Source organism: Algoriphagus resistens, assembly GCF_001442615.1.
GTDB lineage: Bacteria > Bacteroidota > Bacteroidia > Cytophagales > Cyclobacteriaceae > Algoriphagus > Algoriphagus resistens.
The window spans coordinates 197,235-222,153 of record NZ_LMXN01000009.1 but is presented as its reverse complement, the minus strand read 5'-3'; the positions used below and the strand labels follow the sequence as shown (position 1 = coordinate 222,153).

At 41.8% G+C, this 24,919-nt stretch carries 27 protein-coding genes and 1 pseudogene; 3 read left to right on the top strand and 25 right to left on the bottom strand.

Translation table 11 applies throughout. The features are described 5' to 3' along the window. Nucleotides 1-114 precede the first annotated feature (114 nt). From AS141_RS16635 to AS141_RS26065, 6 genes and pseudogenes are all read right to left on the bottom strand, one after another. On the bottom strand, nucleotides 115-357 hold the full coding sequence (locus tag AS141_RS16635; protein WP_057938808.1) for a hypothetical protein: 243 nt from the start codon (nucleotides 355-357) through the stop codon (nucleotides 115-117). Nucleotides 358-639: 282 nt separating this feature from the next. Continuing rightward, nucleotides 640-1,773, bottom strand: coding sequence for a cytochrome-c peroxidase (locus tag AS141_RS16630; RefSeq protein ID WP_057938807.1), 1,134 nt, complete (start codon nucleotides 1,771-1,773; stop codon nucleotides 640-642). A gap of 15 nt (nucleotides 1,774-1,788) precedes the next feature. After that, nucleotides 1,789-3,297: a DUF6850 family outer membrane beta-barrel protein gene (locus tag AS141_RS16625; RefSeq protein WP_157243510.1), complete on the bottom strand. Its 1,509-nt coding sequence runs from the start codon at nucleotides 3,295-3,297 to the stop codon at nucleotides 1,789-1,791. Between the two features lie 14 nt (nucleotides 3,298-3,311). Next, nucleotides 3,312-4,637 (bottom strand): DUF4876 domain-containing protein, encoded by a 1,326-nt coding sequence (locus AS141_RS16620; protein ID WP_057938805.1) that lies wholly within the window; start codon nucleotides 4,635-4,637, stop codon nucleotides 3,312-3,314. Between the two features lies 1 nt (nucleotide 4,638). Beyond that, a complete protein-coding gene (locus tag AS141_RS16615) occupies nucleotides 4,639-7,365 on the bottom strand; it encodes a TonB-dependent receptor (protein ID WP_057938804.1) in 2,727 nt (908 codons plus the stop codon). 172 nt (nucleotides 7,366-7,537) lie between these two features. Then, nucleotides 7,538-7,699 (bottom strand): annotated as a pseudogene (locus AS141_RS26065) (JAB domain-containing protein); the annotation flags it as partial. Nucleotides 7,700-7,852: 153 nt separating this feature from the next. Between AS141_RS26065 and AS141_RS26640 the strand changes: the two are divergent. After that, a complete protein-coding gene (locus AS141_RS26640; RefSeq protein WP_157243509.1) occupies nucleotides 7,853-8,020 on the top strand; it encodes a hypothetical protein in 168 nt (55 codons plus the stop codon). 59 nt (nucleotides 8,021-8,079) lie between these two features. Here AS141_RS26640 and AS141_RS16610 read toward each other — a convergent pair whose 3' ends face one another. The 9 genes from AS141_RS16610 to AS141_RS16570 all read right to left on the bottom strand — a co-directional run bounded on the left by AS141_RS16610 (nucleotide 8,080) and on the right by AS141_RS16570 (nucleotide 15,724). After that, nucleotides 8,080-8,418: a JAB domain-containing protein gene (locus AS141_RS16610; RefSeq protein WP_057938803.1), complete on the bottom strand. Its 339-nt coding sequence runs from the start codon at nucleotides 8,416-8,418 to the stop codon at nucleotides 8,080-8,082. A 160-nt stretch (nucleotides 8,419-8,578) separates the two neighbouring features. Then, a complete protein-coding gene (locus tag AS141_RS16605) occupies nucleotides 8,579-9,205 on the bottom strand; it encodes an SOS response-associated peptidase (protein ID WP_262481003.1) in 627 nt (208 codons plus the stop codon). 415 nt (nucleotides 9,206-9,620) lie between these two features. Beyond that, nucleotides 9,621-10,358 carry a hypothetical protein gene (locus tag AS141_RS16600; RefSeq protein ID WP_057938801.1) on the bottom strand — a complete coding sequence of 246 codons (738 nt, stop codon included), beginning with the start codon at nucleotides 10,356-10,358 and terminating at the stop codon, nucleotides 9,621-9,623. Next, nucleotides 10,342-11,313: an MvdC/MvdD family ATP grasp protein gene (locus tag AS141_RS16595; RefSeq protein WP_057938800.1), complete on the bottom strand. Its 972-nt coding sequence runs from the start codon at nucleotides 11,311-11,313 to the stop codon at nucleotides 10,342-10,344. Before AS141_RS16595 ends, AS141_RS16600 begins: the two co-directional genes overlap by 17 nt. Next, a complete protein-coding gene (locus AS141_RS16590; protein WP_057938799.1) occupies nucleotides 11,288-11,614 on the bottom strand; it encodes a hypothetical protein in 327 nt (108 codons plus the stop codon). The genes AS141_RS16595 and AS141_RS16590 overlap by 26 nt, the downstream gene beginning before the upstream one ends. Nucleotides 11,615-11,712: 98 nt before the next feature. Further along, a complete protein-coding gene (gene mobC, locus AS141_RS16585; RefSeq protein WP_057938798.1) occupies nucleotides 11,713-13,692 on the bottom strand; it encodes a conjugal transfer protein MobC in 1,980 nt (659 codons plus the stop codon). A 9-nt stretch (nucleotides 13,693-13,701) separates the two neighbouring features. Continuing rightward, entirely contained in the window at nucleotides 13,702-14,931 is a 1,230-nt protein-coding gene (locus tag AS141_RS16580) for a relaxase/mobilization nuclease domain-containing protein (RefSeq protein WP_057938797.1), read from the bottom strand. Continuing rightward, entirely contained in the window at nucleotides 14,932-15,318 is a 387-nt protein-coding gene (locus tag AS141_RS16575; RefSeq protein WP_057938796.1) for a plasmid mobilization protein, read from the bottom strand. It abuts the gene before it with no gap. A 190-nt stretch (nucleotides 15,319-15,508) separates the two neighbouring features. Next, complete coding sequence (locus AS141_RS16570; protein WP_057938795.1) at nucleotides 15,509-15,724, bottom strand: hypothetical protein; 216 nt, start codon at nucleotides 15,722-15,724, stop codon at nucleotides 15,509-15,511. Between the two features lie 106 nt (nucleotides 15,725-15,830). On the opposite strand from AS141_RS16570, the gene AS141_RS27435 reads away from it, so the two are divergent. Next, nucleotides 15,831-16,013 (top strand): AAA family ATPase, encoded by a 183-nt coding sequence (locus AS141_RS27435; RefSeq protein WP_082632337.1) that lies wholly within the window; start codon nucleotides 15,831-15,833, stop codon nucleotides 16,011-16,013. Here AS141_RS27435 and AS141_RS16565 read toward each other — a convergent pair. The 4 genes from AS141_RS16565 to AS141_RS16550 all read right to left on the bottom strand — a co-directional run bounded on the left by AS141_RS16565 (nucleotide 16,010) and on the right by AS141_RS16550 (nucleotide 19,884). After that, a complete protein-coding gene (locus AS141_RS16565) occupies nucleotides 16,010-16,546 on the bottom strand; it encodes a hypothetical protein (protein WP_057938794.1) in 537 nt (178 codons plus the stop codon). The two genes, AS141_RS27435 and AS141_RS16565, sit on opposite strands and share 4 nt — an antisense overlap. Before the next feature lie 430 nt (nucleotides 16,547-16,976). After that, nucleotides 16,977-17,732, bottom strand: coding sequence for an IS21-like element helper ATPase IstB (gene istB, locus AS141_RS16560; protein WP_057938793.1), 756 nt, complete (start codon nucleotides 17,730-17,732; stop codon nucleotides 16,977-16,979). Nucleotides 17,733-17,787: 55 nt separating this feature from the next. Further along, nucleotides 17,788-19,356 (bottom strand): IS21 family transposase, encoded by a 1,569-nt coding sequence (istA, locus tag AS141_RS16555; protein ID WP_057938792.1) that lies wholly within the window; start codon nucleotides 19,354-19,356, stop codon nucleotides 17,788-17,790. Nucleotides 19,357-19,488: 132 nt separating this feature from the next. Continuing rightward, nucleotides 19,489-19,884 (bottom strand): hypothetical protein, encoded by a 396-nt coding sequence (locus AS141_RS16550; protein WP_057938791.1) that lies wholly within the window; start codon nucleotides 19,882-19,884, stop codon nucleotides 19,489-19,491. Between the two features lie 270 nt (nucleotides 19,885-20,154). Here AS141_RS16550 and AS141_RS26635 point away from each other — a divergent pair, with 270 nt between their 5' ends. After that, nucleotides 20,155-20,307, top strand: coding sequence for a hypothetical protein (locus AS141_RS26635; protein WP_157243506.1), 153 nt, complete (start codon nucleotides 20,155-20,157; stop codon nucleotides 20,305-20,307). 63 nt (nucleotides 20,308-20,370) lie between these two features. Here AS141_RS26635 and AS141_RS16545 read toward each other — a convergent pair whose 3' ends face one another. The 6 genes from AS141_RS16545 to AS141_RS16520 form a co-directional block, all read right to left on the bottom strand. Further along, nucleotides 20,371-20,877 carry a tetratricopeptide repeat protein gene (locus AS141_RS16545; RefSeq protein ID WP_057938790.1) on the bottom strand — a complete coding sequence of 169 codons (507 nt, stop codon included), beginning with the start codon at nucleotides 20,875-20,877 and terminating at the stop codon, nucleotides 20,371-20,373. Between the two features lie 246 nt (nucleotides 20,878-21,123). After that, the gene (locus AS141_RS16540) at nucleotides 21,124-21,348 is read right to left on the bottom strand and encodes a hypothetical protein (protein WP_057938789.1); all 225 of its coding nucleotides are present in this window, start codon (nucleotides 21,346-21,348) and stop codon (nucleotides 21,124-21,126) included. Nucleotides 21,349-21,367: 19 nt separating this feature from the next. Continuing rightward, a complete protein-coding gene (tnpC, locus tag AS141_RS26055; protein WP_082632336.1) occupies nucleotides 21,368-22,891 on the bottom strand; it encodes an IS66 family transposase in 1,524 nt (507 codons plus the stop codon). Nucleotides 22,892-22,980: 89 nt separating this feature from the next. After that, nucleotides 22,981-23,340, bottom strand: coding sequence for a site-specific integrase (locus AS141_RS26885; protein WP_198293566.1), 360 nt, complete (start codon nucleotides 23,338-23,340; stop codon nucleotides 22,981-22,983). Beyond that, complete coding sequence (locus AS141_RS27430) at nucleotides 23,265-23,669, bottom strand: phage integrase SAM-like domain-containing protein (RefSeq protein WP_057938787.1); 405 nt, start codon at nucleotides 23,667-23,669, stop codon at nucleotides 23,265-23,267. The genes AS141_RS26885 and AS141_RS27430 overlap by 76 nt, the downstream gene beginning before the upstream one ends. A 104-nt stretch (nucleotides 23,670-23,773) precedes the next feature. Continuing rightward, nucleotides 23,774-24,724, bottom strand: a complete 951-nt coding sequence (locus AS141_RS16520; protein ID WP_057938786.1) for an NAD(P)-dependent alcohol dehydrogenase — start codon at nucleotides 24,722-24,724, stop codon at nucleotides 23,774-23,776. Nucleotides 24,725-24,919 lie beyond the last annotated feature (195 nt).

Below are 24,919 nucleotides of genomic sequence, written 5' to 3'. Positions count from 1 at the left end.
GGTCAATTTTTCTGGATTGTCACCGAAAATCTATCCTAAAGGGGTCAATTCCGATGCTCGGCACGAGTCAGATAGAAGCAATCATAAAGTGGCTGATCCAAATGCCAGACCTTATTACCTAATACTGTCTAAGTAAGCCATACTTTCTCCCAACTTGTACCGTATGATTCTATTATCGGCACCAGGGATTTTTTTAAGTCCCCCCTTAAAGCTGAGTTTGTCTATTCCCGTTATTATCAATTCCCTTGATTCTCGATTATAAATAGCTTTCTCAGCATTTATTACTTCAAGTCGCTCAGTTCTCAGATGTACATTTCCTGTAAAGACATCCAATTTATCGTGGGAGTCATATTTCAATTCATCTGCATGGATTACCTTTAATTGATCTTCAGTGTTGGAAAAGGTAATAAAGGAACTTAAGCCTAGTATAATTGCGAAGGAAAATAGGAGTTTTTTTCATATGATTATAATTTATCTTTTAAAGGCCACATGGAACCTCGCACGAGGAATAACCATTTCAGTGTGTTCCCGTAAGTACGGGATCATGCCTGTCGGAGGCCCTTAGGATTTCATGTGGTTTTGACTTTAAAATTATTTTACTAATTAATTTACGGTGATTTGAAAATATAGTTTGATAGTCTAATCTCTGGGCACTTCCGGCCTGGACATTCTAAAGGATTTTGCAGATATGGATTCCAAGAAAGCAATGATATCTTCTTTCTCAGCCTGGGACAAATCAAGTTTGATGAGTAGGTCGGAAGTCACCGGGAAATTGGGATCATTCTCCAATCCCGGTCTGGGCTTAGGACGCGCCATACCTGCGTCATACATATTCAGGATGCCATCCATATTGTCGAATATACCATTATGCATCCACGGTGCTGTTTCCATTACATTTCTCAGAGATGGTGTACGAAACTTCCCTATATCTTCCGGGGCATGTGTGATGTTATACCTTCCGAGATCTTCCAGCTTTCTTCCATAATAGTGCAGTCCCAGGTTATGAAATTCCTCATCTGTGAAATTGGGACCATTATGGCAATTCATACAGCGAGCCTTAGTACGGAAAAGATGAAGCCCACGGATTTGCTGATCACTCATCCGCTCATGCTTTCCCTCTAAAAAATAGTCAAAATCGCTTTTTCTACTGACAAGTGATCGTTGAAAAAAGGCTATAGCAGAAGTAATATGTTTATGATCAATAGGCTGCCCCGGAAATGCATTTTCAAATAGAGGATGATAGGACTTTATGGAAGCAATTTTATTAACTACATCCTGGATGTTACTATGCATTTCTATAGGATCGCTGATTGGCATGGAAGCCTGCTCCTCCAATGAAGCTGCACGTCCATCCCAAAACAATTCCTTGTGCATCCATGAATTCTCCAGTGACATGGCATTCCTTTTTCCCTGTTGCTGGTCATGGCCGATTGCCACAGACCTGCCATTGCTCCAGTTGAACTCCGGATCATGACAGGAAGCGCAACTTATCTGGTTGGAAGAAGAAAGTTTCGGGTCAAAAAACAACATTTTTCCCAACTCAATCACAGGCTTTAGTGAGTCTGCACTTCTATAGGGATTTTCAGGCAAAAGACCCAGTTCATGAAATGCTATCCCGCTGTCCAATTGTGGTTTCGGCCAATTTTCTATGGGCCCCTCATAGACCTTCCGTAGCTCATGCATGGTCTTGGGATCCCCATTTCCTATATAGGCCCATGAGACACAGAAGAGTACCAAACCACTGGAAAGCCCCCAAACAATTGCATTTTTCATTTTATCACTATCTTCTTAATGGACAAAATTAACCCCTAATTGAAAACTTGAAAACAAATCTTTGGACCCACTTTCCCAGAAAGTCGGTAATTCCCCTACTGCCAAGGTTTGATTTATACCCAAAAATGGATTGATCCGGAATTTTGAAAACTTTTTGCTGAAGTCTACCCTTGCATCAATCTCAGCACTGGAAATCAGCTGGGTATAATAGTCTGGATAAAGAACCATGCGGGTAAAATCATTTTCCTGATTGGCCCCAATGCTCACTTCTTCGTCCATCGCTTTTTGAAATCCAAGCTCTAGCTGCGGACTGAGTTGCCAACCAGACTTCAGCCTCCAAGCAACTTGAGAATACACGCTCGCTTTGATCGTCGCATAAGAGATGTAGTGCGACGCATTGTAATCCTGTTTGCTCAAAGAGGAATAGTCTACACCCACACCCCATTCCCAGGTCCCTAAGGACTCCTTGGAAAAGACCAAGTCTGTGGATATCGCGCTATGGTGGTAGTCGTAGTTTAATCCCCGAAACAGGAAATTGTAATCATCCCCCTGATCCAGTTTGATCCCTGAAATCAACTGGACCATATAATCAGTGGAAGAATAGTGTATAAATAAATCATTGCGGATAGCCCTAAGGTAGTACTCTCCAATCTGCTCATCTCCGTCACTGTTTTTACGGATGAAGTTTTCTGTGGAATTGGTCAGTTGAAATTCGTTGGAAAAACGAAAAGCGCCCTTTTTCCCGATGACACCTCCACCAAATCCGTTAGCTTGTCCATTCAGATTGTAGTTTCTTTTTTGCTGAAGATTATAACTCCCAAATCCCATCAGCGTGAAGAGGTTATACTCGACCTGGCCATAACTGTCATTGGAGGCGTTGTAGTTTTTGACTCCTCCTTTTTCGGAGCTATTGGCTCGGGTGATCAGACCATAGACAAAAATCTCAGGCAACACCTGAAAAGAAATCTGTCCTTTCAGTTCCAGATTGTAATAATCTATGGTCGGTCTGGGGTCATTGGTACGCACCAGATTTTCCAATTGATAGTCTGCTCCGGCACTGACCAAAATGCGTTTGGACCAAACCGGCCTGGTGATAGCTAACTGAGCATCAAAAAGGTCATTGTTCCAGTTGCCCGGCTTGATGTTTCCAAAATAATAAGGATTGCTGGTAATCTCACGCACTTGCTTCCACCCGATGCTATCCTGGAGTTGCTTGGTGTAAGAAAATGCCCCGGACAAAATCCAGTCATTCCAAGTTCTTTTACCCTGACTGAAAAACTGATATTCTTGCTGCTTCTGGGGAAGCTGTGGGCTTTTGACTTCTCCGTATTTTCCTGAGGTGTAATTGGCTCCGCTAAACCCAAAATCATACCGCTGAAAGTAGCCGCTTACAGGAGTATGGGAAAAATGAAACAGCTCATTTTTGGCCTGAATAGATACCAAACTGGAATCAAAATTTGACTGGGCCATCAGCCCAGTCAAATTCAACAAACATAATAAGGTAATAAGGGCGATAAATCGCATGATTTTTTTTTAAATTACTGAAGAAAACCTCTTGGATTAGCTATTTCGGAATAGCCAAAATCAGCTTCGGAATTATTGGTATCCATCAGCACGACCCGGTCACCGAAAGTCTTGGAAGTTTTACGGATCACAGATTGGGAAGAATAAGATCCCCCCGGTACATAGGTGTATGTGGCGTCCAGTGAAGTAGACAATTTTCTGGGAACTTGATTGGTAGGAGAAGGTTGGATCTCCACCGCATCCAAGATCAAATCTGCTGGGATCTGATAGTAAAGTTTGGTGGTAGATTTGATCTCAGTCACATTCGGGGTTGCATAGGCAGGCAGAGACAATACATCTGTCTGGCTTCTGAAAATCGCCACTGCTTCACGACCTGGATTGTCCAAAATGAAATCTCTGCCAAAAGCAAAAATATTGTTCATGTTTGGCACGTCAGGATTGTTGATATCCGACTCCAAAGGAGACCCACCGTCCTCAGCTAGATAAACCTCAAAATCAGCTCCGTTCAGATCAACTGTCAGATCAGGATTGATGACAGTGACAGCTTCCCCTTTGTTTCCTGTAAACGGTGCTTTATGATTGACAGCAGTTTGTGCCACAATGATACTTTTTCCAGGATATACAGGGTGTTCTTCACCTGTACCGGGAAATTGATAGATCCATTTTGCATAGAGGTAGTTTTCATTGGCATCATCCGTAGCTGCCATACCGATAGACTGAGACCAGTCATATTGGCCATTACCCAAATAGCCTGCTCCGGTTCCCTCACTGGTTTTACCCAGAGCTCCCATTACATAGAGACCGTCTACATAGATGGTATCATTGGAGTTATTATAGATTTCTACAAATTGATCTCTGAAAAGTGCTCCTTCTACCCGGTCAGATCCGGAATTATAAACCTGTTTGATGACCAAGTCCCCCACTCTTCCTGATTCCAATGTCAATGCCATTGCAGAAGTGGCAGTAGAAATCGTAAATCCAGACTGGGAAGCATTGAATACGACCTCTTCCTGATCAGTTGATACACCTGCAAAAGCTTCAAACTCGCTGGCTGTATAGGATTTTCTGGCGATGATGTCATAGGTGCCGGAAGGAACACCTTCCAAAATCAACTGTCCTGAAGCATCGGTAACTCCATCATAGACCTGCTGAGAAGTCACATTGGTCAAAGTCACATTGACCCCGTCGGCTGACTGGCCGTTAAAATCTGTTCCGTATACCACATGAAGTGAAAGATCAACAGGTTGTACACGGGGTCCTTCCTCCTTTTCTTCACAGGAAAAGCCAACAACAGCGAGGGCTATGCAAACTAGCGTTTTTAGGTAGTTATTTTTTGTCATTTTACTTTAGTTTATAATTAAGTTCTAGTCCAAAATAAGGTTCTTGATTAAGCAGCTGCTCCACTAATCCTTCGGTATTGACCACCTCCGGCCTGATGTTGAGGAAGTTGTTTGCGAAAAAGCTAAACCGTACATCTTTCCCCAGATTTTTGCTGAGGTTCATATGGAAGTTGAAGTACACGAAATCAGGTTTTCTATAAAATTCTCCTTCAGAGGGCTCACGATTGATCACAGCATACTGTGGCGAGTCCCGTTCTGATTCGGGTATTTCATGGCGGATCAGGTTGGAGTCCAGGTAGGCAATTGCCTGATTGGAAGCATCAAAACTTCTGGAATAAGAAGTGATGTAAGCCTGAGAGCGAATGGTAAACAGCAATCCCAATCTTGACAAGTGGTGATTGATCGTCAGCAAGCCCGTGGAATTTCCCGATCTGCTTTTGTTCTGGTCATACACACCATACCAGATCTCATCAGTTTCTTGCCAGTTTGGCTTTTTGGTCAAGGTTTCCCGATTCATATAAGATTCGGATTGGTACCAAGAAAGATTGAGCTGGAATGAGGTGCGGATGGATTGAATGGTTTTGACAGAAAAGATCATTTCCAACCCGAAATTGTCATTGAATGCAGAATTGCTTACTTCTCGCTCGGTCATCAATACTGGACTATTGGTCCCTGTTCTTCCAAATATGGGTTTTTGCCCTTCCCTTTCATCCACAATTTCATAGTCCGGTAGTTCGATCCTAGTCATGTTGCTATTGATGGAAAAGCCATCTCTGACACTTTTCTGAAAAGCTGTAAGACTTAGGTTAAACTGCCCAAAATTGGTATTCACCCCTAATTCTTTTGTATCTGAGCGCATAGATTTGAGATCTGTGGCAGAATTGGGCACCAAATGGGTATAGACTAAGTAAAGACTTTCGCTTTCCAGGCCATTGAAGTAATTGAGCAAAGTAAAATCCTCATACTGAGGCCCTGGGTACAAATGCATCAAACCAGGCGCCTTGTACGCCAGTCCATAGGCCATGGTAAGATTGAGATTTTCTTTGAGAGCCAGCCTTCCGTTGATTCTAGGTGAAAGGTTGAGTCTGGACAACTGCACATCGCCTCTGACGCCCAGGCTGAGACTGAAGTCACTATCCCAAATTTTTCCAATCATCCGATCCTCCACAAAAGCTCCATATTGCCAAAGTTCGGAGCTGATCTCTTTGTAGCTAATGGGTCTTTCGTTGGTACTGGCACCAGCAAATCGCATCGGTCTCATCGGGTCGAATACTCTCCCATCTCCAAAATTGCCGTTGTACTTCAGATTAAACCCATAGGCTACAGCATGGCTGAGCCCAGAAGACTTGTAGGCTTTATGAAAGTTGGTATTCAAGGAAAAATTGACCGGCAATCCCTTGATCCTTCTTTCTGATCGATACGAGCTCGGGTGGAAAGTTCCGATATTGATTCCCGCCTCGGTAGCGGCAGTGACAGGAAGTACACCTGGATTGACAAACTGGTCGAGATAAGAAAGGCTTTTTCCCACATTGGCTCCAAAGGAAACACGCATATCATCTGCCAATTTGGATTTGAGATAAAAAGAGGTTCGATTGGAAAGGGCTAAACTGGTATTTTGGTAGTATACCTTCTTTTCTGTACCAAAATCAGGATCGATCTTAAAATCATCCAAATTGGTATTGAAACTCAAATTGAGAGAGTTTTTGACTTGTTTATTTTCTCCAAAATATTGATCCCAAAGTACGGATGTTGAGATCCTGTTGTAGGACTTGATTCTATCCCGCCTGTCCGGATTGCTTTTCAGATAATCTATATTAAAGAATATAGATTGTCTATCGTTAAGCTGAAATCCCTTTGAAAGGCTCAGGTTTGTATTACCTCCTCCCTGTCTTACATTCAAATTGATGGGAGACTGACCAGCAGCAGTCTCAATAATAATTGCACCGTCAGAAATATCACCGTATTGTGCTGAAGCCACCCCTTGAATTACTTCGACTTTCTCAATATTTCCCACCGGAATCTGTCGTAAGTCAAATCCCCCTCCTGCATTATCTCCTGACCCATAAGAATTTGAGCCAAAGCTTGTAGAACCGAATGAACGAAATGTACCAGCTGTTGTGGGGCTTAGGCCTTGCATATTGCTGTTATTGTCAATTGCATTTCCATTCACTACCAACCCGATTCCAAATGCATTATTCAAGGACTGCTGAGAGGAAAGTGAAGATCTAAAGTTAATTGACTGAGCTCCTTGAAGCTGGGGATTGGTAATTGTTTGGCCAGGAATCAACTTTAGCAATTCTCCCAAACTATTGGCTTGTGATTGCTCAATGGTCGTTCTGTCCAATTTAAAGGCTGAAGCGGATACATTGTCCTCATCCCGAACCGCCGATACAGTAACCTCATCCATATAGAGGTCATTGTCTTCCATTTCTACAAGCAGCTCTTTACCGAATGTAAAATCCTTCTTTGTCAACTTGATTTTTACAGGACTTTTCCCAACAAAAGAAGCTGTCAGCAATACTCCTTCGCTATCCGTTGAAGACAAGGTAAAGACAAACCTCCCTGCTTCATCAGAAATAGCAAATGCGTTTTCACCCAGTTTGATTGTCACATAAGGCAAAGGCTCCTGTGATACACGATCTATTACGCGTCCCCGCAGTTTGATGTCCTGGGCATAGGTGCAAAACGTAGAGAAAAGAATAACAAAGAGTATGGAAAAACTTCGCATGGCGGTGCAAATGTATTTTATTTAGATTAAATCTAATTAATGAAAATAAAATTTTCCTTTTCTACTTCTTTAACCCCCTGATTATGAAAGAAAAAAAAGATTCTCAATCTAAATGAAATGTCCGGGTCCAAAATATGAGCTCAGAAACTGTGATGTACTAAAAAAAAGAGCCCTAAAGCTCCCAATCATCTGCAAAGGAATAATACCCTTCCTCAGTAATGATCAGATGGTCCAGTACCGGGATATCCAGGATCTTTCCGGCTTCCTTAATCCGTTTGGTCAACCGCTTATCCTGCTCAGAAGGCATCAGATTCCCACTCGGATGGCAGTGTGAATTATGTAAAGCTTTACATAATTCACATTATGCAAAGTAAATACTTATGTAAAGCGATATAGATAATTGCCTCATTTTCAGAATACTGCTTACTATTTACTTTACATAATATTCTTGGATAGTATTGCAATATTCACTTAAACTCATTCCAATATGAAAGAACAATTTAGGGATCTCAACATCCTGACCGGCAAGGTGGCTGGCTATCTTGATTCACAGCAGTATTTTTTACCTCCTGCTATTGAACAATACCAGAAGATCTGGCGACTGATTCGCTACTTTATGGATTCAAAAGGCTATCGGCAATATAGTATTATGTAAAGTGGCATGTGGGTATTTGTTGGTCTACGTCATTCTAAGCATGGTAATCGCATGTTACTTTACATAAATAAACACTTTGCATAATGGGCCAGAATCACAGAACAGGCATTTGCTTTAATAGCGGCTGCATAAACAAGCTTTACATCGACTACAGTTCCTCCTGTACCGCCTGAGCTGATGGTTACGATTCCTAGCACCCTGTTGGCTCTGGAAAGCAACATCACCTTGAAATCTTCGACAAACCCAATCCTGTCTTGATCCCAGACCTGAACAAATACCTCATACACCTGTCTTGAACTGGCTACCCTTGGAAGCAGCGAAGCTTTCACTTTCGCACTATAGCTCAGGGTAATCTCAGCTACTTCATACAAATCAATTTTTCTTTCGGAGGTCTCCATAATCTTTTTAGTTTTTGTGGAACAATGAATTATGAAGCATCCCCAGGCCTTGGGCGACAAAGACCGGAAGGCAAAGGAATAAAAAGCGCAGCGCAGCAAGCGGCTTTATGCCGGAAGCTTACGGTCGCCCAGAGCCCATAGGACTATCTTTGTGAGGAATTCAGGGTAAAAAAATCAATTGAAATCTAATGATCCAGTACCATAACAGGAAGTTCCTCATATTCTTCCCTAAGAATGACTTCAGGAACATTTGAGTCCTCAGTCCGGGAGGTAAGCAGGCGGCTGACTGTATGGGAATCCATGCCACTTGCCCAAAAGGCTTCATCAGGATTTCAATGTCCGGTTTCTTCAAATCCGGAGAAATCCACCTCTTGGCATCGGTAACATTCAGGATAAGCGACATCCGCATTTTGGTATTATGAATCTGCTCCATGAGTGGATTGGCTGCGGTGGTAATGATGGAACAGGTCTTTTTGATTTCCCCGGTTTCCCTGTCCGTCCACTCCTCCCAGATTCCCGCCAGGCAGAAATAAGACCGGTCTTTGGGGTAGATAAAGTAAGGATACGTTTTTTTGCCAAAGTGCCTCCATTCGTAAAACCCGTTCACCGGAATGATACAGCGGCGCTTTAGTATAGCCGCCCTGAAAGAAGGCAGCTGAAAAATGGTTTCTGCCTTGGCATTGAGTGTTTTATTGGCAATATCCCCTGCCTGTTCTGCAGATTTCACCCAAAAGGGAACCAGCCCCCATTCCATTTCCTGTAGCTCGTCCGGACTGTCAGTTGCCAGTACCAGCAGGTCGGGATGGGCAAATCCTGAATGGAATCGGTGAGAAATTGACTATTTCAGTTCGAGATGCCATCGCCTACATCATAACGGTAGTGTAGCATAAAGCAAGGACCGAAGAGATTGGAAATATTCCATTTCACCCTTTATCACCCATCTCTTTTAAAAATTCCCCGACTCAAGTCTTGATAATTCAGGTGACCTAAGAAACTCCTCCAAAAAAAATCGAAGTGATACGGTAAGCTTATAAAATTCCACAAATGCCACTTCGTTCCCACTTTCATAGGAGTTGTAGCAATTCACGGTCAGTATAAGATAGATTTACGGACATTTCTGATTAAGGAGAGCCTAACCAATAAAGATCCCTGCAAAAATGAAAATTTCAGAAATCTTATCTATCCCTTGAAGAATTTACTGATTATTTCTTTGCAAAGTTTGCTTTAATGCTTAGGGCTAAACCGATAAGCCCAACAATCCAAAGACCACCTATACTCCATGCATTTACCAAAAATTTATGCAAATAATCAGAACCAAGATTTACAGGAATTAAATATTTTACTTTAAACACCATGTTAATCATATAATAAGTAATAGCAAATCCAAAATAAACTAGAATAACAATTATAGCTCTTTTAAAGTATTCTTGTGCCATAGTCATGTTATCTACCTTAGTATTCACTATGACAGAATTTCTGGAAATTTTCTCATAAATATTTACAATTAGTTGGCGATAATAATCACCGCCACTAGATGGAGAGAGATAATCAGATACTGAAACAATAAAATAGTTTTTCCTTTCCAATGCTTTTAGTGAAAACCATATTGCTCTCGTTAAATAAACCGTAAGGATAAAAAGCCAAATTATAAGAACTAATGCAGACCAGCTAAAATAAAGCTCCTTAATGATAATTGTAGTAGCTCCAAGTATAATAGAAATAGCAACACTGATCATACCTATAAACAGAGAAGATTTCGACTCTATTGACTTACTTCTTTCATTCTCCGAACGATAATCATCTATGATCACTCTTAAAACATCTTTAAGGTTGTCTTCACTAACTTTGATATCGTTTGCTTTCAATATTTTTGGTTTGGCTAAATCTCTCTTTTCCAGTAGAGGCCAGATCATTTCCCTTATATCACCTATTACACCCATTTTTCAAAAGATTTACAATTTCGCCTGAAATATTTTGACCAGTAAGGTTTTCTATCCATGCCCACTGGCCATTTGGATTAATTTCTAAAAAAATATAATTTCCTTTTCTGTCAAGTATAAAATCAATAGCAGCATACTTTAGATTTAAGGTCTTCAACAATTTTTTACATTTCTCTTTTATACTTGACGGAATTTCAATTTGACTATGTTCTAATTTTCTTTCCCCTCTTCTCCAATCAATTTTCGTACACTCATATTTCTGGGAATCAATGAATGTAGCAAAATATTTATTACCAACTACAATAACTCTAACATCTCCTTTCTTATCAATTTTGGATTGTAAATAATTAGGAAATTCGGAAATTCTGGATTCTTCATTTGGTAACGAAGCTAAACTAGTGGTAAATACCACTCTCGAATCATTATTTTCACCAACTAGTCCAGATTTAATCGGTTTAATAATATTGTATGAATTATGTTTATCAAAGAAATTTTTAAAATCTTCGAACGAATTTGTTATTAGACTATCGGGTATTTTAAATCCTATTTGGTTAGCTATATCTAATTGATAAATTTTATTTTCAGCTTCACGAATTGCAAATAATGGACTAATCCAATAAGCATCCCTCAACAACTTGTAAATCCCTTCTAGGGTGTAGATAAATTCATTCTTTGCAAAAGCCCTTTCATTAGAATCTAATTCAGCCCAATCAAAAAATGGTAATTCAGGTCTTCTATAATAAACTGATTTAATATTCTTTAAATCAACGTTTTTCTTAATTCGGCTATCCTTTATTTGGAATTGATTTCTTGAAAAATCAAGGATTAGATCTATGCCATTACAAATTTCTTCTGTGTTAAATCTGTAAAAATCCAATTCATTGCGAACCAGCTCCCTAACTACAAAGTCAGATGTGATATCAGACTTATTAGTAATTAATAATATTTTCGTCATCGGATTCCTGCTTCACTAATGTTTTTGTCTGAAGCTCAAGAAATGCAGGAGATTCATCATCGGCTTCTTGTTTTACTCTGGTTTTGGTTTCAAGTTCAATTAAATTCATCTGATCATCATCAGCTTCTGATCTCACCTTTGTTTTTGTAAGTAAAATTATCTCATCGGTTGAGGCTTCGATAAAGGGTATTCTTTCCCCATTAACTTCTACTACGTTGAGGGATTTATCTGCATCATAAAAATAGTGGGGCTGAGGACCTTCTTTTCTTGTTTCGGCAAAATCTAGTAAAAGGGGTTTCATCAGAAGTTTTTGGTTTGGATATAGCTAAAAGTAAAAAAATCAAGCCATAAATCAAACTTAGAATTTTATAAAATAATGTCAATTTGCAAAACCTTTCTCTAACTTCTGATAATCAAATGCCCTAACTCAGGTGTATCAAATACCCGTTCCATTTCCATTCTAATAATCTCCTCCACATCGCGCTTGATACTCCTATAATTCTCCTCCACCTCCTCTTGGGTGATTTCCCGTACTTTAGGGATTGGTTGATAGCTTTCCTCCTCCCGCTTCAGCGCTGAATGGTCATTGATGATCTCTGCATGAAAAGCTTTCAATGCGATCTTCTGTTCAGGGGTATCGGCAACCATCCCCACAAATTCACCGGAGGAAAGTGAAGCTATAGTGGAAGAAGGTACCGCCTGATCCAGCTGGGTTGATTTGCTCAGGGAAGTTCCTGAACTGTTGATTGATATACTTTCACGATTTTGGATAATCCTTCCAAATCTTTCAGAAAGTTGCTTGGCCGTATCTCCCAATACCTGCCCACTGATGAAGTTCCCTACCGTATTCATAATCACATCGGCCTGCTCCCTCCCATAATCTTTCCGAAGCTGGCTGTAATCCTGTACTCCCAGACAGCAGGCCACCTTGTTGGATCGTGCTGTGGCAATCAGGTTATCAATCCCGTTGAAATAAATCGTAGGAAACTCATCAAACACCAGACTGGATTTCAGTTTGCCTTTTTTGTTTACCTGCTTGACAATCCTTGAAATATAGAGGGAAAGCACTGCTCCATAGACCTGCTGCTTCTGGGGATTATTCCCCATGCAGATGATTTTAGGTGCATCGGGATTGTTCAGATCAAGCGTGAATTCACTCTCTGAAAGCACATAATAAAGCTGCGGGGAAGAAAGCCGTGCGATTGTAATTTTGGCACTTGCCACCTGACCTTCCAGTTGATCAAATGCCTTTTTGACCAAAGCAGAAACAAAAGGATTCACCAAAACTTCAATTTCCGGCTCTGTACGGAGCACAGTAAATAGCTTCTCATACTCTACCTGCATCAGTTCGATGACATGGGGTAGTGTACAGTATTTGCCACGCCTGTATTTTTTGAGAAACCAGATGATTGCAGTAAGGAAATTAATGGAGCTTTCCACGAAGAAGTCTCCCTGCTTTTTAATCCACTCCCTGTTCAGTCCAAGCATAATAGTACGGGCAGCTTCTGAGGCATCGGTAATGTCCAGCATGTTTTCCGGCTCCAACGGATTACATCGATGGGTATGGGAAAGTCTGTCAAAATTGATCGTGTAGAATTCCGGTTTCACCTTATACCCAGACAGGTTGTTTTGCAATGTATTGTAAGCAATGCGGGAGAGGTCATCGTACTTGAAGTCATAAACAAACATGGAAAACCCTTTGCTGATGTGTTGGGTGATCACATGCCGGATCACAAAGTAACTTTTCCCGGAACCCGGTGTACCGGCCACCAATAACGCACGGAAGGGATTGATGATGTTGATCCATGATTTTCTGATCGTATCCTTAAGCCGGTATTGTGCAGGAAGATTAACCGAATATTCATTTTCCAGGTAGCGTTCTTCCTGGGGAAATGTCTCGTTCAAATGATTAAACACTCCCTGGTCAAACCGGTTCTTCAGCAACCGGCTCAGAAGTGCTCCTCCCCTTAGAATGAGAATGAACCCAAAACTGGTTACTGATATGTATATAATACTTACCGTATCCTCATTAAATGGAAGGTAAAAGACAAAAAAGCTGCCCGCATAGCTTACCAATCCAATGATCAGCGGCCAGCCTATCTGAGCCATTCTGAGTTTATCATCCTTCCTGCCTTTCGCACCGATTAAGGAAATCAGCAAAAGAACCAAGGCAAATACTTTGGAAACATAGAATTCATTAAACAGACCTGTATCGCGAATATTGACCAGAAGCCTTTCTGAAATAGGATGCGTAAGCCCCCATTGCTTGAAGGAATGATAACAATAGTAATAGCTATGCAGACACAGCATTCCAATACTGGCCTTTCTGGTCAGATCAATAATCTTTCTTAACCCCTCGGTGTTTTCTCCGGTTTGCATAGGCTCAGTTTATTGAATACGTCTGTTGCTCCTTTTCTTTTCCTTTTGCCTTAGCTCATAAGGGGTTGAATCTTCCGGTTGCCAAGATTTTAAGGAAATCTCCAGACTGGGAATTCTTGTATCCGGGTTAATTGCATGCCCAGTTATTTTTATTACCTGCTTTTCCTCCTGCTCTCTTTCCGATGGATCGGGAAGCATATGGTCCTTTGAAAATCTAACAGAAAGCGCATTAGAGGATAATTCCCTGCCCAAGGCCGGACCGTTAAATACGCATCGGCTCACGTTATCTATATAGGTCACCCCGTATAGCCTTCCTTCTTCATTGATCCTAAGCAGCGGCTTGATTCCTTTAGTTCTGAGTCTGGAAGTAAATTCTTCCAGGGAACTGCAATTTTGCAACGTACTGTGAATTAGGCCCCGAAGAGTTTCCCGGTGCTGCTTTTTAGCTTCTTTGTTCCGTAAGAACAGCCTTTCCAATCTGGCCAAAGTAGGTCTGCAATAAAATGAACTGGCCTTCACAGGAACTCCTACCCGGTTCCCTGCCGTATCCAAAATTGAGTATACCAGTCCTTTATTTTTAAACATTGCACTTTCCTTTTCACCTCGGTATGCACATACATTAAACTGTCCCAACACTGCATTCAGCTCAGGAAGCGAAGCAAACTGATACGAACGTATTACCTCCTGGACAATATTGGATATGGAGGCTTTCGTTTCCCGTTTGCCATACATAGCTTTCTCCAACGGCTGGGGCAAATTAACTTTTTGCTTCCGCTGCTCTTCTGCTTTTACAAGATGGTATCGCCCCTCAATTTCCTTTCGGGTCTGTTCTGACAGCACCTTGCCCAGGTTATGCGTTTCAATCCGCTTTCCTGAACTTGAAATATTGGTTGTCACTATATGCACATGTGGATGGGCAGCATCAAAGTGTTGATACAGCAGGTAAGGTTGATTTTCAAATCCAATCCCTTTCAAATAATCAGCTGCAATCTTTTGAAGCATAAACCCATCTACTTTATCCTTTGGGGAGAAATTGAGCGAAATATGGACGGTGTTTGTTTTCGTTCGTGAATTCAACTTCTGCACCTTTTCAAATGATTGGATCTTATCCCTCACCGTAAGATTTTTAACCGCAAACCCTCCCATCTGTACCAGTTTTGCCTGTCCGTTTTTCACCTTCTGTTCATTGTATCGGATCACTCCTCCGATACTCTTTCCTGAAATGATTTTAGCAACCAACTAGGTTAGGGTTTTCAATCCTTCAATCAAGCTATGGAGCGCCTCTATTTTTGCATTTGTCCGCTCAAAGTAGGGGAGCATTTCCTTCACAAAAAACAGACGCTCTTTTGGATCAGCCTGCATATGAAAATAGTGCGTAATCTGGTTGAGATTCACCCCGATTGTGTTGAGCTCATTTCTGAGCAGTCCTAATTCTACCAGCGTGTTCTCCAAGGATTCGTTTCGGGTGTTGAGGGTTAACTTTCTTTTGAAAAGCATGTCTCTAACGAGCTCACTTACCGTCTGACAATAGGCGGCTTTTTGGAGTAAGGAATTGAGCTTTTGCTTTTCAAGGGCAGTCAGTCTTACCGAGAGCAATATGGGTTTTTCCTTGGCTGATTTTTTCATAAAGGGAACAGTATTATAGAATTCGACTTTGGAGAAATTTTATCCCCACCCGCAACTCCGGCAGCGGTGGGCAAAATCGGATTGTGCCACAATCCTACATCTTTCTCATTGACAAAACGCAATGGGATTTCCAACCCGGTAGAGGTTTATTTACCGGAAGGGAGAAGGATTGTTTACAATTGGGATAATATCAGTTTTCCAGATTCCAGACCCAGTCATCAGCGGCCATCACCCAGTCACGGATAGCGGAACCCATTTCATTACGCCAGTCCATTCCCTGGAAATAGAAATAGAAGACTTCGGCTTCGGAAGACGGAACTTGAAGGGAGTTAAAGTAGGCCTGTACCTGTTCCAGTGTAGGAGGAACATTCCTGAAAAAGTTGAGTTGCTGAGCTTCGAGATTCATAACGATTATCGTTTTTGATGAAGCTCAAAAGTGTAGCAGGGAGGGTTGAAAAGGTCACACTGAAATCAGAAGGGGGAGTAATAAATCTTAAGGACACCGGGAGCAAATCATCAATAAATTGCTAAAAACAGTTCGCCCAAATTATGATTATGTGATCATAGATTGCCCTCCATCTGTAGGAGTATTGACTGTAAATGCCATGGTAACGAGTGACACCATTTTCCAGAAAGCCATAATTTCTTCGTATTCTCTGCACTTTAGCTGGCCTTGTGCGGCTATGCTTTCTTAAATATTATTTTGTGCCGTATATAATTCATCTTTTAATTCCTTGTTTGAAAATGTTAATTCATAAATCCAGCTACTCTCACCCTCTATTCCTGAGATAAATTCCTCAGTCTTTTCAATACATATAAAACCTGATGAAGATGGATTGTAGCAATAAATTTCATCCCCGTCAATTTCAATTAATTCCCTCCAGTATTTTATTAATTCAGTTTTTGAAATTCGAATTAGCCCAAAGTTGAAGTTCATCATGAAAATGTAGAGATGTTCTTCCTCAATCACATTCATCATTTCAATTATAATTCCTTCTATTGGTTTAGTATCCAAAATTTCTGCTTGAACAAACAATTTATCATCCCACTTATTTTGTGGCCAGTCATCTGATTTTAACTGAAATTCATCAGATTCTTTATCTGTTAAGAAAGCGAAAGAATCAATCTCAATTATTGCCATAAGTTTAGGTTCAAGCAACGAACGTTTTTCTTTTCGTTCCATTTCCCAACGTAATTGAGCAATTCTATCTTGTCTTATAGTTCCCATTCATATTTTTTTGATTGTAGCGGAATCGTGGCGTACTATAGAGCGGAATATCCAATAGTGTCAATAACAGTTGGAAATTGTTATCCAACTGCACCAAACGAAAGAAGGGTCAGTGTTACTGTGAGTTTCCGAATATGAGACCTAACGACCCTAGCTATGGCAAGTACGGGATTTTGAAACCGAATCTCTTTCTGCCAGACCAAATATTATTTAGTAGCAAAATATTCATTTTTAAGCAATCAGATCACATTTGCTATAGCCGATGTTGCTTTCGTGCTTTTTTATTTTTCATTCATTTGGTCTCCATTCGAACACCTTTTCTCCCATTGGATTCCAAGTGTAGTCGGTAACTGACAATGCACCAAAAATGGAAAACAGGAATGCGCCACTATTGGCAACATGGGTGCACCAGTTAGTAAATATAGTTTAGCTATTTCTGATGTTCAAAGAAAGTTTGTCTGTTTTTCATTCTATAACTTTTCCCAGATAAATTTATAATATCACAACGGAAGAGAAGCCTGTCCAAAAGCGCAGTTGCCAATACCTCATCATCGAGCATTTTAGCCCATTCAGTAGGCATTTTATTGGTGGTGATGATAAAGGAAGTCTGTTCGTAAACCTGGTTTACAAAGTTGAACAGAGAGACGGCGACGCTTTTTTCAACCGGAAAGAGCATAATGTCATCCAAAATGATCAGATCGGCTTTCAACATTCTTTTGTATTCAGCTGCTGCAGTCCGGGTCAGGTCTTTGAGTTTGAGAATACCTGTCAGGTCTTCCATGGTTTTAAAGTAGGCCTTGTACCCCTTGTCTACCGCATCAGCTGCCAGCCCTGCTGCCAGGAATGTCTTCCCTGTTCCTGAAGGCCCAAGCAACATCAGGTTAAAGCCCTGATCGAGCCAGTTCAGCTCCCTTAGCTGGTTAACCCGGGTGGGCGTCAATCCGTTTTCAGCCTTTTTATCATAAGTCCCCAGGTCATTTTTGAGTGGCAGCCGGGCTGCTTTTCTGCGTCTGGCGGTTTCATTTTTCAACCTCAGTTCAGCTTCCTGTTTTAACAGGGCCAGAAAAAAGTCACGGTAGCCGGAGTTTTGTTTCTCCGAGTCGGCAATGACCAGGGGAAGGCAGGAAGCCATTGCGGTGATTTTGAATTGCCTGCATAAGGCATTGATCTGTTCGTTTTTTTCCATGTCGGATTGGTTATGCCCCGGACGTGTTTCATTGACTGCCCGGGGCGGTTAATAATCAGTTGTTGCTTTCCTTGTTTATCAGTTCCTCATAGTCGCTGATTTTACTGGTCTGGGGCTGTATGTGGGCGCTGACAGGCATTTTACCGCTGAGCGGGTTCAGGAGCCTGATATTGGATTCTTCCCGGGGCTTGATGTGCTGCAGATCCAGGATGGCCTTAAAATCCGATGCAGTTGCGATTGCGTTCTCAAGGCAATAGGTAAGTGTCAGGTCTACTGAGTCTGGATCGATTCCCTGGATAGCTTTTTCAACCATCTCCAGCTGGTCCCTGACATAGCGTGGTTTTTCCTTTTTGATCAACCCAATCCAGAGGAGTGCTTTTTGCGGATCGGCAAACAGAGCGGCCAGATTGGAAGCCCGTTGTGCAACAGATGCTTCCTTATCCCTTTTGTGGTCTGTATTCTGGATTTTCTGGCCCGTTAACCCCACTGGGATCCGGTGCCGGCAGATTTCTGTCGGCTTCTCAGGTTGGCTGATTACCAGGTCGGCCCCTTCTGTTCTGAGCGCCACCTGGCTCCCTTTTCCCTGATAGGTGCCCAGAGGCAATGAATAGAAGTTTCCTTTGTAGGAAACAGAATTGTCTTTCCTGACCGCATAGAGATCCGGGGCCATAGCCTGCGAAGTACAGGGCGTATAGGGAGTCAGATAATCCTGTTCGATAAGGTACTCGGAGAAAGGTTCTTTTTTGGTTACCGCATGGGGCAGGAGATTTGCCGTACGTCCCATCCAGCCCAGGACTTCATCGTTGAGGGTGTCGATGTTGTGGTAGGTCCGGTTATAGAGAAAATTCCTTTTCACATAGCCTACCACATTTTCTACTTTGCCTTTGGTTTCAGGGTCGGCCTTTCTGCAGAAAAACAGACTGAAGGACTGCTCCCTCATGTAGGATCTAAAGGTGTCGGTGAGAATGAAATCCCCCCTGTTTTCACTTACCATAAACACCTTGTCCTGATCATAGACGATTTCTGAGGGAATTCCCCTGAAGTAAGCAAAGGCTCTTTCATGGCCCTCAACCGCTGTAAGTGAGGTAAAATACCGGTCAATAAACCAGACATATTTGTAGCGTGAACGGGAAAGGACCATGATGAAGAAAAACACCTTGACCCGGTTACCCAGTGAGGAACGCATGGTGTACTCTCCAAAATCCACCTGTGCCTGTTTTCCGTAAGGGAGTTCTTCTACCATCTGGTATTGACGGGGCACTTTGACAAGCGGAAGGTTGTGCTTACGCCTGATCCAGGAAACAAAATTGAAAACAGTTTTGGGAGAGACTTTGGGCAGGTCTTCAAAATGCTCCTTCAGCCAGTCATGCATCTGGGCCGAAGGCGTGTCCCGGAACAGCTCCAGACGGTTTTTAACAAAGTCCTCATAGGGAAGGAGTACCTTGTTACGCTGGGATTGTTGCTCCAGCAACAGCTCATATCCCTGCTCAGTGAGAGACAGGTACTTGCTGACGGTACGACGGTTGATGACCAGCTCTTCGCTGATCTGGCGCATGGAATACCCTTCCCTGCTCAGGCGGTGAATTTCAAAATAAACCATAAATTTGTTCAAGTACACATTCATAAAATGCTAGTTTTGGTAGACTAGCAAAATAGTCCGAATCCCTGAGGGGCATGCCCCTCAGGGATTACTTTTGGTGCACTCTTGTTGCCATTAGTGGTGTATTCTTATTTACCGAAAGTGGTGCATTGTTATTTACCGATCACACCAAGTCTTTAGCCTATTTCCAAGTCTGTTCAACGAAGCTGGTTCTGATTCGATTTCAAATTTTGATTCGTGATGTGAAGGTCCCGTCCCGCTGTTAATTGCTTCAATTTTCAAAGCAGAACGTCCATTTGTTTCAACGCAGTAAGCTTCAATCAAGAGATAGTATGCCCATCTGTCTCCTTTTTCTCCAAGTTTACAAGTTACTTTATCCTTAGTTGTTCTGGGAAATTCAGTCAGATTATTCGCGAAATCTTGAAATTCGTCAGAGTAGCCATAAAATTCCAAAGTAGTTGAACAGAGTTCATTGCTAAAGAAGCCTTGGAAATGGATGGTATCATCTCCTTGGTCAATATCGAGGACTTTTATTTTAATCTCAGATTTCATTTTTTCCGCATGAAGCACAACAACTTATATATCAAACTCCCATTGCCCTATTGCACCTATATCACCATTGTCCAAAGGTCTTTGGGTCTATTCTGCAACCAAATTAAGTATTTCGTCGATCCCATCAAGCGGTCTTTGAATAGTTTTATTTGGAATCTAAAGTCCAGCCGCAGAATCAAAGCATATTTGAGTATGAGCCTGAATCAAACGGAGCGAAGTACTATGAAACGCTAGTCGAGGAAAATATCACAAAACTAAGCTGAGCACAAAATGGCTAAGAAGCTAAACGACCCGAGCAAGGGCAATAAAAACCTAGGGGCAAAACAAAGAGGCTTGGGAATGCTGATCAACTCAGAACCCGAACTTCCGCAAAAAGAAACAGTATCAAGCAAGGAGTTTGAGACCGAGGATGTGAAAATTTAATCTCTTAGGATTCCTACTGCCATGTTTGATAATAGGTTTTGTAAGCCGCATCTGTCGATTTATTCAACTAGTGATGAATTTGATTAATTCTGCTCTGAAAACGATCAATTTCTTATCCTTAGGAGAATGTTTAATGGACATGTTAATGTAGTCAAGTGCTAATTGAAAATGTCCTTGGTCAGATAAAATTCCTGCCTTTTCAGCATATCCGCCTGAAAATTGTGGGTGATCATTTATGAGCTTCTCTAGCCTTTCGAGCGCCTTGTCTGTTTTCCTCTGTCTTCTATAAATGTTTGCTATTAGAACTTCAATTTTCTGTTTTTCTTCTAACATTAGTTTTTGAAATACATTTTTATCTGCATTGACCAAGGCTTTCTCGAAATCCTCAATGGCCTCATCATACAACTTTAAATGTGTCTTGCATTGTCCTCTATAATAGAAACTATAATAATCATTGGGTGAGGATTCAATTTGAGTATTACACAGTTCTATGCAGTCATAGAATTTTTGCTCCTCGAGAAGTTCTCTTGCTTTAGATGCTGACTTGATATTCTGAATGACTTTTATCAATGTAAGTTTCGGTTAACACATGTGGTCTCAGCAATCCAACTACCGTTGCGTCTATATCACCATAGTCCGCAAGTTTTCGGGGATTCTGCTGCGACCAAATTAAGAATTTAGTCGATCCCATCAAGCGGGCTTTGAATATTTTTATTAGAAATCAAAAGCCCAGCTGCAGGGACAAAGCATATTTGACAGAGGCGCACCGTGGGCTTATGGCTCACGGCCGTCTACTCATTGTGGTGTCGGCTTTTTTTATTTTAATCTTATTTCAATTCTCTTGTTTTCTGGTTCAATGTCAATCCAATCCATCGAGTCCGAGCTTGGAATGCAGTCAATCATTTCAGTTCCTTTCGCATATCGACCCAAGGCATATTGACCAAATCGAATCGTCATTTCATATTCATCTTGTCCGTCTTTCCCAATCCAAGCTTTTGTCACAATTTGCCTTGTTTCATTGTATCCATCCGAGGAACCCATAGTATATGGGCTAGGAAATTCAAAGAATCGGTTTAGGCCTATGCTGTTTCCAGTTTGAGGGAAGAAGTTGGTGCAGGTCTTTTTGTTTAATACTCTGGATTCTTTCAAACACATCCTTCAGCCATTCAAATTCATTGATGTTGTTCTTTTTGCAGCTGGCCATAAAGGAGTACATCCCTGCAGCCATCTCTGCTGCCTGATGGGATCCAGCGAACAAAAACGATTTCCTGCCGATTGCAAACGGTCTCACTGCATTCTCAACTAAATTATTATCTATCTCCATCTGGCCATGGAGCTCGTACGCACTCAGTCCCGCCCATCTGGGCAGTGTATAGTCAATGGCTTCTCCCATCGGACTCTTGGGTCTATACTTGTATTGGTTCTCCTTGAGCCATTTCTCCAGCCTGTCCAGGACAGGACGTGCGTGTTTCTTTCTTTCCTCTGTCCGTTGCTCCCAGTTCAGTTCCTGCTCCCTCATCCGCTTCTCCAAGGCATACAGCAACTGCATTTCATCCAGGACATAGTTGGCCTGCTTCTCATCATCTTTGACCGCATTGACAAAATAGCGTCTCGCGTGAGCCATACAAAATGTCAACAGGATATCCGGATGGTCCGCATACAGGGAAGCATACACCTTATACCCATCCGTCTGGAGAATCCCCTTAAATCCGGCAAGCATTTCTTCGGGACCGGAACTGTCCCGCCCTTTTCGGTAGTCAAACAGAACAAGCCTGTCCACAGGGGCATGGTACAACCACATGTACCCTTTATGGATTCCGTTTTTATGGTCCCTGTCCAGCACCTTTAGGGGGCTTTCATCTGCCTGGAGATATTTATGGGAGAAGACGACCAGGCGGAGAAGCTCCCAGAGCGGCTTGAGCTGTTCCCATCCCCGCATCAACCAGTCAGAGGCGCTGGAAGCGGGGATCCGGACTCCCATTTTACTGTATTTGTCGATCTGCCGGTGCAGCGGCATCCCATAAACGTATTTGTCAACAGTGAGCTGGGCGACGACCGATTCGGAAGGGATGCCCTTTTCGATTACCCGGTCAGGAAGCATGCCGATCAGAATGCCTTCGCCATTTGGTCTGGCATACTTTGGGCGTACATAGCGTTTCACATAGAAAAAAGCAGGCTCGATTTCCAATACCTCGGTCACTTCTTCCCCGATCTTTGTGCAGCCTTCGGTGGACTCAGACGGTTCTATGATGATCTCTTCCCTGGTCAGTTCTTCAGGAAGGCTCATACGACCGGTCCCTTTGGCCCGTTTCTTCGGTGCGGGTTTCTGCTGCTCCACGGTGCAGGACAGCTCTTCCTGTATTGATTGGGTGACACCAAGCTCAAACAGCCCCATCTGGTTGTCACCGGCACTGCCGTTGCGTTTCTCGCTCTTAAACCCAAAAATATACCTACGCAGTTTATCCAGCTCGAAGCCCAGATCGGCGATCACATGGTCTTTTTCAGCAAGGATCCCTTCTTTTTCGGACAGCACCAACAAGGTCTCTTCATACAGTTTTTTGTAGTCCGTCTCCTTGTTTTCCATGGCCTAAATATACGCCAAAAAAGTCAATCAATTTCTGCTCACTTTCTTCATCCATGATGCTATCGATATAGGATTTTGTTGTGCGGATATCAGCGTGTCTTCATGTGCTGATTAACTAACCTTGTAAAATTTTGCTTGGCTTTGAATTTTTCTTCCTCGTTCATAGAATGGTTAAGGACAGGAAATATATAGTCATTCTTAGCCCTCTGATTATTGGAGTATTTTTCAATTACCCCTTTGGAAAAATCTGTTAGAGGTACACAAATGACAATGACCTCATCTGTAGTGTTCTTAGTTTTTTCCCTTACAAACTCAAGATGGTTCGGTTTAACCTGTTCCCATTTCAAATAGAGAATGTCTTTCATGTTCATCCCTATGCAGAGGTATGAAAAGAACCAAAAATCTTTGGCTTTCTCTTGAAATTCATTTTCTGGTTGGGTTTCAAACAAAAGTTTGAGTCCATCCTTATTAATTGCTTTTTTTTATTTCTCCCTTTCGGGATGACATAACCATCTTTCCCAAAAGGATAGTTTGAAGGTTTGGCAACATTAAAAAGATGCCTTAAAGGCCTCAAATAAATCCCTACTGTCGACCTTGACTTTCCTTTGTCAATCATCCATTTTTCATAGCGTTGAAGGAATTTAGGGGTTATTTCTGAAAAATGTAATTGCTTTGGAACTCGGGATCTTGTATCAGACAAAAACAATTTCAGGGAATTATAACTAGACTTATAACATGATATGCTTCCCAATTTTTGTTGAAATTTTAAATCCTCCATTTTAAGGGTCAAATTGGATCAGTTACTTTCCGGTGGGCCCGGCACAGCAGTAGTTGATTGAAACTATTCATCCAACTAGAATCTGGTTATTATTGGCTTGTATTTTAGTTTCCCCAGACCATTGCCACTTTACCTTTAGTATGCATGGCTTCGATGTAACGTATGGCTTCGGGTATTTCATGATAAGAATAGGTCTTTTCCAGGTGAGCTTTGATTTTCTTGTCCTGGATTAAAGTTGCCAGCGTTTCCAAATCTTTAGTGTTTGCCTCTGCCGTAAATTGAGCCAAAGGAAATTTGCTGAAAGCAGTATTTATAAGTACCGAAAGCATATTCCCCATTGTTGTGAAACCTACCATAACACCTCGCTTCCCCATACGCTTGTAGTCTTGATGGGATAGATTGCCATGCGTATCAATAATCAAGTCATATTTCCCATCATGTTGAGAAATGTTTTCTTTGTCATAGGCAATAACCTGATCGGCACCTAATATCTTTACGAATTCAATGTTTTTACTCGAACAGACAGCTGTTACTTTTGCCCCATAGGCCTTTGCAATTTGCACTGTAAAATGACCGACCCCTCCCGAGGAACCATTGATTAAAACCGATTCACCTCTTTTGAGTTTCCCATGAGTGATGAGCGACTGCAAAGCAGTTAATCCCGCGATGGGCACAGCAGCCATTTCAGGAAAACTTGCCGCAGCTGGCATCAGGGCACAAACATTAGCCGCTGCACAAGTGTATTCAGCGAAAGCACCACCTTGCAAAGACTCCCCAAATACCCGATCTCCAACCTTAAACTGTTCAACATTCTTTCCTACGGCTTCTACAATCCCAGAAAAATCAGCTCCCAAAATTTTATCTTTGGGCTTAAACAACCCAAAAGAAAATCGCGCAAAAAAAGGTTCTCCTCGAAGACTATGCCAGTCAGCGGGATTGGCTGAATTAGCTATAACTTTAACCAGAATATGACCATCTTTCAGATATGGCTTTTCAACTTCTTCCAATTGAAGTACCTCTGGCCCTCCATATTTTGTTTTCGTAATTGCTTTCATCCGTTTCAGGCAATTTCCAAGATCGAATTAACTTTTATCCTCGTATTGCACTTCTCTTCACTTAAGAAGTTGGGGCTTATTCTTAATTCTTTGCATTTGGAACAACTAGATTTCATGAAAAGAAGCCGAATTAAGTATTTGTCGCAAAAGCTGGCACTGACTGTTGTCTTTTAAACAAGGAGAAGAGCGCTTTTC